Raw genomic sequence first — 5,143 nt, 5'->3', positions numbered from 1 at the left:
CCGGACGCCCGCGGGCGCCCTGGCCGAGCGGAGCGCCGTGCACGACCTCCAGGACCCTTCCGCCCCCTCCCGCTCGCCGGGCGGTAGGCCGCGCCGCCGTCGTACCGCGGTGATGGCGGTCGGCGTCGCCGCGGTGCTGGGCGTCGGTGCCGCCGGCGGCGCCTGGCTGACGCTCGGCCACGACGACGACCGCGCCCCGGCCGCCGCCCCGACGTCGGAGGCGGTGTCGGCGTCGTCGTCACCGCAGGCGTCCGGGCGGACCCCGGGCGGGACGGGTCGGGCGGGCAGGACGGCGGTGAAGGGGCCGGTGGTGAACGGCCGCCGCCAGCCGCCCCGCGTCCGGATCCCCCGGTCGGCGAGCGGCCGGTACGCCGTGGTCCCGGGCACGGCGAAGCCGAAGGGGACGCGCGGCACCCTCGTCCGGTACACGGTGGAGGTCGAGCGGGGCCTGCCGATCACGGGCGCGGAGTTCGCGGCGGAGGTGCAGCGGGTCCTCAACGACCCGCGCAGCTGGGGGCACGGCGGCACCATGCGGTTCGAGCGGGTGAGCCGCGGGCCGGTGCGGTTCCGGGTGTCGCTGTCGAGCCCGGCGCTCACCGACCGGATGTGCGCGCCGCTGGTCACCGGCGGGGAGCTGTCGTGCCGGCAGGGGAACCGCTCGGTCATCAACGCCCTGCGCTACGGCGAGGGCGCCGCGTCCTACGGCCGCGACCTGGCCTCCTACCGCGAGTACGTGATCAACCACGAGGTCGGGCACGCGCTCGGGCACGGCCACCTGCAGTGCCCGGGCAAGGGGCGTCCCGCGCCGGTGATGGTGCAGCAGACCAAGTCGCTGTACGGGTGCGCGCCGAACCCGTGGCCGTTCCCCAAGGGCTGACCCCGGCCCTCCGTCCGGTGCGGCGCCTAGACTTGGGGCCGACATGCGCATGATCAGAGGCGGGGGCTCCCGCGAGCTGGAGATCCGCCGGTCCCGGTTCGTGTGCACGCTGGCGCGCGCGGCGGACGAGGCCGAGGCGGTGGAGTTCCTGGCGCGGCACCGCCGCGCGCACCGCGACGCCACCCACAACTGCTCGGCGTACGTCGTCGGCGAGCACGGCGAGATCACCAAGAGCAGCGACGACGGGGAGCCGGCCGGGACGGCGGGGATCCCGATGCTGGAGGTGCTGGTGCGGCGGGGCCTGACCGGCACGGTCGCGGTGGTCACCCGCTACTTCGGCGGGGTGAAGCTCGGCGCGGGCGGGCTGGTGCGCGCCTACGGGCAGGCGGTGTCGGAGGCGGTCGACGCGGTCGGGGTGGTGGAGCTGCGGCCGGTGCTGACGGTGACGGTGCGGGTGGAGCACGCGCTGGCGGGCCGGTTCCTGGGGGATCTGCATGGGCGCGGCGTCCAGCCGTCGGACGTGCGCTACGGCGACGCGGTGGAGGCGGACGTGGCGGTGCCGCTGGCGGAGGTGGAGGCGTTCGAGGCGTGGGCGGCGCAGGTCACCGCGGGCCGCGCCGCCGTGGTGCGCGGCGCGCCCGGCCATGTCGAGGTTCCGGTCTGACGGACGTCCGGCGCCGGGGCGCGGCCCCCGGGCGGGCCGCACCCCGGGGCTTTCGGGGTCATGTGCTGAGGAAGTCCTCCAGGGCGGGGGCCAGGACGTCGGGGGCGACGTCGTGGGTCTGGCCGTCCAGGACGCGGTGCGCGCCCGCGGGCAGCAGGGCGGCGAGGCGCCGGGCGGCGTCGCGCATCCAGGCCGGGCTCGCGCCGCCGGCCAGCACCAGCGCCGGGACGGTGACGGCGGCGGCGGTCGCGGCGGGCAGGACGCCTCCGGCGGCGTCGTCCATGACGGCCGAGTCGTAGGCCAGGGTCGGCGCGAGCGCCTCCAGTGCGGGCCACATCGGGGCGCGGCGCATCTGGGCGAGGAGTTCGGCGGGCATGCCGACGCCGGTCATGAACAGCTCCAGGGCGTCGCCGGGGCGGCCCTGTCGCAGGCGGCGGTTCAGCTCGGCGGCCTGGTCGCGGGTGCGCCGGACGCGGTCCGGCTCGTCGGGGGTGAACGGGGGTTCGTAGAGGGCGAGGCGGGTGATGGGCAGTCCGTGCGCGGCGGCCCGCAGGGCCAGCACGGCGCCCGACGACATCCCGTACACCGCGGCCTGGCCGCCGGCGGCGTCGATGACGGCGGCCAGGTCCTCGATCTCGCGGTCGACGGCGTAAGGGGCGCTGTCGCCGCTGTCGCCGCGTCCCCGGCGGTCGTAGGCGATGACGGTGCGGCGGGAGGCGAGCAGGCCGGCGAGGGCGGCGGCCGATCCGCGGTCGTTGAGCGCGCCGCCCACGCACACCAGGGCCGGTCCTCGGCCGGTGCGGTCGTAGGCGATGGGGGTGCCGTCCTTGGAGTGCACGGTGTCCATGAAGTGCACGGTGTCCATGAGCGGTGTCCTTTCGGGTGCGTCGGTCGCCTCTGGCGGGCTGCTGTGCGCGGCCCGTTCGCGTCACCGACGTACGGGCGGGCCGCGAACGGACACCTCCGCCCGATTTTCTTCTTGTTTCTTCTTGCCGGGTTCCCGGACGTGCCGTGCCGGTCAGCCCCGCCCGGCTCCGGCGTCGGGCGCCGCGTCGGGCGCCGCGTCGGGCGCCGCGTCGGGCGCCGCGTCGGGCGCGGTGACCTCGGCGAGGCGGCGGGCCAGGTAGCGGCGGTCGGCATCGCCCGGGGCCAGGGCGTGGGCGGCGCGGTAGGCGACGGCGGCCTCGGCGCGGCGTCCCAGGCGGCGCAGCAGGTCGGCGCGGGTGGCCGGCAGCAGGTGGTAGCCGTCCAGGGCGCCTTCCCGCTCCAGCCGTTCGACCAGCTCGAGGCCGGCGCGGGGGCCGCGGGCCATGCCGACGGCGACGGCGCGGTTGAGCGCGACGACGGGGGTGGGGGCGAGGCGGGCGAGGACGTCGTAGAGCGCGGCGATCTGCGGCCAGTCGGTGGAGGCGGCGTCGGGGGCGGTGGCGTGGCAGGCGGCGATGGCGGCCTGCACCAGGTAGGGCCCGGCGGGGCGTCCGGCGGCGCGGGCGTCGAGGAGCGCGGCGTCCAGGATCCGCGTTCCCTCCTCGATCCCGGCCGCGTCCCAGCGGGCGCGGTCCTGGTGCTCGAGCGTGACGAGGGTGCCGGTGGCGTCGACGCGGGCGGCGGCGCGCGCGTCGTGCAGCAGCATCAGGGCCAGCAGGCCGCGCGGTTCGGGCTCGGCGGGCATCAGCGCGGCCAGCACGCGCGCCAGCCGGATCGCCTCGGCGCTCAGCCGGCGCCGCTCGGGCCCGTTCCCCGCACCGTCGTCCCCGGCGGTGTACCCCTCGTTGAACAGCAGGTACAGCACGGCGAGGACGGCGCCGAGGCGGCGGGGCAGCAGGTGCGGCGGCGGAACGCGGTAGGGGACGCGGGCGGCGCGGATCTTGCGTTTGGCGCGGGTGAGGCGCTTGGACATCGCGGGCTCGGAGACCAGGAACGCGCGCGCGATCTCGGCGGTGGTGAGCCCGGCGAGGGTGCGCAGGGTGAGCGCGACGCGGGCGTCGGGCGCGAGCGCGGGATGGCAGCAGGTGAACATCAGCCGCAGCCGGTCGTCACCGAACCCGTCCTCGTGGGGGATGCCGTCGGCGTGCGGGGCGGGGGCGGTGAGGGCGGCCCGGCGGAGGCGGTCGGCGCCGGCGGCGTCGCGGCGGAGCCGGTCCACGGCGCGGTTGCGGGCGGTGGTGGTGAGCCAGGCGCCGGGGCGGTCGGGGACGCCGTCGCGGGGCCAGCGGCGCAGGGCGGCGGTGAAGGCGTCCTGCGAGCAGTCCTCGGCGAGGTCCCAGTCGCCGGTCATGCGGATCAGGGTGGCGACGATCTGTCCCCATTCAGTGCGGAACGCCTCGGCGGCGGCCGCGGCGGCCGCCGCGTTCGCATCCGCGCCGGGGGCCGGTTCGGCGGGTGGCGGGCCGGGTGGCGGGGCGGGGCGGGTCACGGTTCGTGGACGGGGCGGATCTCGATCTGGCCGAGCCGGGCCCAGGGGTGCCGGGCGGCGATCTCGACGGCCTCGTCCAGGTCGGCGCACTCGATGAGGCTGAACCCGCCGACCTGGTCCTTGGTCTCGGCGAACGGCCCGTCGGTGAGCAGCACCTCGCCGTCGCGGACCTTCACGGTGGTGGCGGTGTCGGCGGGGGCGAGCCCGGCGCCGCCGTACACCACGCCGCGCCGGGTCATCTCCTCCGACCAGCCGCCGCAGCCGGTGGCGGCGGCCTCCTCCGGATCGGTCCCGGCGGTCTCGTCGCTGCAGATCATCAGCACGTAGCGCACAGGGCCTCCCGCGGTCGCCGGACGAGATCGCTCTCCCGGGCAGGATGCCAGATCGCGGGGTGCCGCGCAGCGGTGTGCGGCCTGGTCTCGGTCTCTGCGGGTGGCCGAAGTGACCAGCGCCCTCCATATAGCTCCTGGTGGGGCGTTAATGCAGGTCAAACAGGGTGGCGTAACAGTGGCGTAATCTCGTTGCGGCATCCTGGAGGGGCCGGGCCGTCCGCGTGGGACGGGCGCGCCGGCCATCCGGACCGAGGGAGGGGCATGGGCGGGACGCCGCGGGCGGGGCGGGGCGAGTGGGTGTCGTCGCGGCCGCGGGCCGAGCGGGCCCGGCAGGCCGCCGACGTGCTGCGCCAGCAGATCACCGGCGGCGCGTTCCCCGGCGGGACGCTGCCGGGCGAGCGGGAGCTGGGCGAGCGGCTCGGCGCGTCCCGCAACGCCGTCCGCGAGGCGCTGGCGCTGCTGCGGGCGGAGGGCCTGATCACGCGGCGGCGCGGGGTGGGCACCACGGTGGTGGCGGCCAAGCACGGGCACGGGCTGGACCGGCTGGCTGGGCTGGCGGAGGCGCTCACCGGGCACGGCACGGTCACCAACGAGGTCCGCGAGATCGGCCGGGTCCCGGTGCCCCCGCCGGCGGTGGCGGCCCGGCTCGCGCTGCCGCCCGGCGCGGGCGCGGTGCGCGTGGAGCGGCTGCGGCGGCTGGAGGGCGAGCCGCTGTCGCTGGACACCACCTACCTTCCCGGCGACATCGGCGAGGGCCTGCTGCGGCGTCCTGATCTCGGCCGGGAGCTGGCCGGACGGGACCTGTTCGGGCTGATCGAGGACGCTCCACCGCCTCCGGGCTGGCCGCCAGCACC

The 5,143-nt window shown here is 77.5% G+C and carries 6 protein-coding genes; 3 read left to right on the top strand and 3 right to left on the bottom strand.

Annotated elements, in window-relative coordinates:
- Both ABZ914_RS46140 and ABZ914_RS46135 read left to right on the top strand, forming a co-directional pair.
- Positions 1-877 (top strand): DUF3152 domain-containing protein (locus ABZ914_RS46140; RefSeq protein WP_500201000.1); only part of this gene is annotated, 877 nt, incomplete at its 5' end.
- 43 nt (positions 878-920) lie between these two features.
- Entirely contained in the window at positions 921-1,541 is a 621-nt protein-coding gene (locus ABZ914_RS46135) for an IMPACT family protein (protein WP_500200999.1), read from the top strand.
- Positions 1,542-1,599: 58 nt separating this feature from the next.
- Here ABZ914_RS46135 and ABZ914_RS46130 read toward each other — a convergent pair whose 3' ends face one another.
- The 3 genes from ABZ914_RS46130 to ABZ914_RS46120 all read right to left on the bottom strand — a co-directional run bounded on the left by ABZ914_RS46130 (position 1,600) and on the right by ABZ914_RS46120 (position 4,289).
- The gene (locus ABZ914_RS46130) at positions 1,600-2,406 is read right to left on the bottom strand and encodes an alpha/beta fold hydrolase (protein ID WP_500200998.1); all 807 of its coding nucleotides are present in this window, start codon (positions 2,404-2,406) and stop codon (positions 1,600-1,602) included.
- Positions 2,407-2,559: 153 nt separating this feature from the next.
- The gene (locus tag ABZ914_RS46125) at positions 2,560-3,957 is read right to left on the bottom strand and encodes an RNA polymerase sigma factor (protein ID WP_500200997.1); all 1,398 of its coding nucleotides are present in this window, start codon (positions 3,955-3,957) and stop codon (positions 2,560-2,562) included.
- Positions 3,954-4,289 carry a YciI family protein gene (locus tag ABZ914_RS46120; protein ID WP_387018793.1) on the bottom strand — a complete coding sequence of 112 codons (336 nt, stop codon included), beginning with the start codon at positions 4,287-4,289 and terminating at the stop codon, positions 3,954-3,956. The genes ABZ914_RS46125 and ABZ914_RS46120 overlap by 4 nt, the downstream gene beginning before the upstream one ends.
- 261 nt (positions 4,290-4,550) lie before the next feature.
- On the opposite strand from ABZ914_RS46120, the gene ABZ914_RS46115 reads away from it, so the two are divergent.
- Positions 4,551-5,143, top strand: a 593-nt coding sequence (locus ABZ914_RS46115; protein ID WP_500200996.1) for a GntR family transcriptional regulator, incomplete at its 3' end; no start/stop codon positions are given.

This window comes from Spirillospora sp. NPDC046719 (assembly GCF_040645715.1).
In the GTDB taxonomy this organism is placed as follows: domain Bacteria; phylum Actinomycetota; class Actinomycetes; order Streptosporangiales; family Streptosporangiaceae; genus Spirillospora.
Note: the sequence above shows the minus strand (reverse complement) of the source record. Positions and strands in the feature narration are given on the sequence as shown.